Source organism: Anaerotruncus sp. G3(2012), assembly GCF_000403395.2.
Lineage (GTDB): Bacteria > Bacillota > Clostridia > Oscillospirales > Ruminococcaceae > Anaerotruncus.
The window spans coordinates 22,733-25,661 of sequence record NZ_KE159676.1; the positions used below are offsets into that span (position 1 = coordinate 22,733).

Annotated in this window: 3 protein-coding genes and 3 pseudogenes; 2 read left to right on the forward strand and 4 right to left on the reverse strand. The window is 51.9% G+C overall.

What is annotated here, in order from left to right; translation table 11 throughout:
* The coding region (locus tag C814_RS17050) for an integrase core domain-containing protein (protein WP_016316646.1) at positions 1-276 on the forward strand (276 nt) is incomplete at its 5' end.
* 47 nt (positions 277-323) lie between these two features.
* Here the strand turns inward: C814_RS17050 and C814_RS17055 are convergent.
* The 4 genes and pseudogenes from C814_RS17055 to C814_RS17070 all read right to left on the reverse strand — a co-directional run.
* Positions 324-1,487: pseudogene (locus tag C814_RS17055) on the reverse strand (recombinase family protein); the annotation flags it as partial.
* Between the two features lie 57 nt (positions 1,488-1,544).
* Positions 1,545-1,844 (reverse strand): annotated as a pseudogene (locus C814_RS17060) (type IV secretory system conjugative DNA transfer family protein); the annotation flags it as partial.
* Positions 1,841-2,311 carry a PcfB family protein gene (locus tag C814_RS17065; RefSeq protein WP_004056082.1) on the reverse strand — a complete coding sequence of 157 codons (471 nt, stop codon included), beginning with the start codon at positions 2,309-2,311 and terminating at the stop codon, positions 1,841-1,843. The pseudogene C814_RS17060 and the gene C814_RS17065, both read right to left, overlap by 4 nt.
* Positions 2,312-2,362: 51 nt before the next feature.
* A complete protein-coding gene (locus C814_RS17070; protein ID WP_016316649.1) occupies positions 2,363-2,704 on the reverse strand; it encodes a hypothetical protein in 342 nt (113 codons plus the stop codon).
* An 83-nt stretch (positions 2,705-2,787) separates the two neighbouring features.
* On the opposite strand from C814_RS17070, the pseudogene C814_RS24225 reads away from it, so the two are divergent.
* Positions 2,788-2,929, forward strand: a pseudogene (locus tag C814_RS24225) (IS5/IS1182 family transposase); the annotation flags it as partial.

Sequence of the window (2,929 nt, forward strand, 5' to 3'; positions counted from 1 at the left end):
GTCACCCAATACGACATCCGCCAGAGCATGAATCGTGCCGGCGGCCGATGCCACGACAACGCCCGCTGCGAGAGTATGTGGGCCAGGATGAAGAGCGAACTGTTCTATGACCGCCTGGACACTGAACAGCTGACCGTGGAGGAACTCAGATCTCTTATTTGGCGTTACTTTATGAGCTACTGGAACAACCGCCGTATCTGCTCCGCCAACGGCGGCCTTCCACCCGCTGTCAAGAGAGAGCGCTTCTATCTGTCCCTCACTGCGGCTGCTGCTTAGATCCTATATTCCTTGCGTGAATTGTGTCAACTCATATTGACAAAATCATCCGCAATTTTTTTCAGCACCTCCGAAACGGTCTGCATGAGTAAATCCGCGTCCATGATGTGCGGGGAATTGCACTTCGGGTTTCTGGCTTTTCCCTTGTGGTACTCACTGCAATAGGCAACGTGCCGTTTGCCGCCGTTCCTGTAATCTATCCGTATGTGCATTTTTGCGCCGCAGTCCTTACAGAAAAGCAAGCCCGACAAAGGGTGGATTTCCCCGTCCCCATTTGGTCGCTTGACGGGAATGTTTTCCAGAATCCGCTGTACGTTCTCAAAATCGGTGCGGTCAATAATCGGCGCATGGACGTTTTCTGTAATGTGCCACTGGCTTCTGTCTACATAGTGGTTTCGTTTATCCCGGAAATGCTTTGTGGTCTTGAAGTTCACCACATCACCGCAATACTCCTGCCTTGTGAGGATATGGGTCAGCGTGGCTTTGTTCCATTTGTAGCGGTTTTCCTCGTTCAGCGGCTTGTTTTTACAAGTTCCCCGCCCCCGGTCTTTCATGTAGAAAGTGGGCGTTGGAATTTGCTCATTTTTCAGATAAATGGAGATTTGGTTTCGGTTTTTCCCGTCCAGAAACAGGCGGAAAATAAGGCGGACAACTTCGGCGGCTTCTTCGTCAATCAACCAGAAATCTTTATTGTCGGGGTCTTTTACATAGCCGTATGGGGCTTCGGTTGCGATTGGCTTTCCGCTTGTGCCTTTTGTGCGGATACCCGTTTTTACTTTCTTGCTGATGTCCCTTGCATACCATTCTGACATGATGTTGATGAACGGCGCAAACTCCAACGTGTCGGGCTTTTCGCTGTCTATTCCGTTGTTTACCGCGATAAAGCGCACGTTGTTCCGTCTGAAAATCTCCATAGCGTTTCCCACTTGGAGATAGTCGCGCCCCCAGCGGGTCATGTCTTTCATAATGCACACACCGATTTTGCCGTTTTCCACGTCCTCAATCATGCGGGAGTAGGCAGAACGGTCAAAAAATCTGCCGCTTTCATCGTCATCAATGTAGTGCCGGATATTGGTTAATTTTAACTGTCTGGCGTAGCTTTCCAGAAATTTCTTCTGGTTCTGTATGCTGTTGCTTTCGCCGCCGTCCCTGTCCTCGTCCCCCACGGATAGGCGGGAGTAAAGGGCTGTGATTTTGCTGTAATCATTCATGTGCATATCCTCCTGCGTCAATATAGGTGTTGCTTACAGTTAAGATTATGCACCTCACCGTGCAGAGCCGTATTCCACATCTTTGCGGTACTTTTTTGCATTTTTTCCTTTCACATATACCGCCAGCCTCACTACGGCGGCACCGCAGAGACCAACAAGCCAGTCCATCGCTGCACCCGGCCACATGCTCTGAAAGGCAAGTGTAAAACCCTCGGACAGTCCTAACAGTTTCTGTGAGGCGTCCGCTCCGGGGGCAAGGCGCACCGCCTGCCCCAGCTTCGCAAATACCAGAAGGAACAGGAGATAGGGCAGGTGGAGGATCACCTGCTTTTTCAGGGTATCGGTATCTATTTTCAACGTTCCGGCCCTCCGTGTTCCTTATTCTTCACCCGGTCACGGCCAAGAGCCTGTGCCAGCTCCTTGAATTTATGGAGCTGGGAGAGCAGAGACGGCCTGGCGCTCCGGGCAAGGTCTTTCTGGGTATATTCCTTAAAAGCTGCCGTCAGCGCGTCCGCCTGGTTCGCTTTGAAATAGACCGTCCATTTAGGCGGGTCAGTCCCCAGCTCTTTTTCAATATGGTAGCGGACCTGGTGTTTCCTGGCGTACCGCTCAAAGGAGCGGATTCTGCCGGAGACTTCAATGGTGTTGGCTCCGGGGTCCTTACAGGTCAGCCGTTTCATGCTGTTCCTGCCGACTTTCGGGGTCGTGCGTTCCTGCTCCATCTTCTGGAGCACGGCGGCAATGGCAGAGCGCAGCACCCGCCCGGACAGCTTCGCCGCCTGGATGGAGACCGATACGGTCCGCTGTTCCAAATCTTCCTGCATAAGCATCCTCCTTCCTGATAGAATCTGTAATTATAAATAGGAAATACCTGTTTAACGGGCGTCCCCAATCACCTGCTGGCGCGGGGCGTGCTCAAAGGCTTTTGCTGCCTGGTCCACCTGGATTTTCGCATGTTTCAAAAGCGTCTTAATGATGGTGGCCGGGTGGCTCTGTTCCTCTAAATGCGTCACCATATCCTTACAGCCCTCCGGGAGATATGCAGCCATATCCTTACAGGCATCGTCCAGGTCACCCATGAAGCCCCAGCAGCTATCCGACAGCTCGCCGTTTTTGTAAAGCTCAAAGCCGTAGCACTCGCCCCGCAGGTAGGAATCATAAGCGGCCACTTCGCTGCGCATCAGATCCTCCGCCTTTTTCCGAATGGCGCCGGTCATTTTTTCGCCGCCAAACTCCTTAAGGTTGTGTCGTCAATAGAAATGTGCTATAATAGTCCTCAAAGTAGCAGGAGGGCAGAAAAATGGCGAGGGAACAGCATCGACATGATATAAGCGACAGAGCGTGGGAGAAAATCAAACCAAACACAATAGGCGAAAAAGGGACGCGCGGAGGCAATGCCCGAGATACGCGGCAGTTTATCAACGGTGTATTCTGGATTTTGC

What these genes read in the sequence shown, in the direction of transcription:
- C814_RS17065 (WP_004056082.1), bottom strand. Translation starts at nt 2,311, where the DNA reads ATGCAGGAAGATTTGGAACAGCGGACCGTATCGGTCTCCATCCAGGCG.
- C814_RS17070 (WP_016316649.1), bottom strand. Translation starts at nt 2,704, where the DNA reads ATGACCGGCGCCATTCGGAAAAAGGCGGAGGATCTGATGCGCAGCGAA.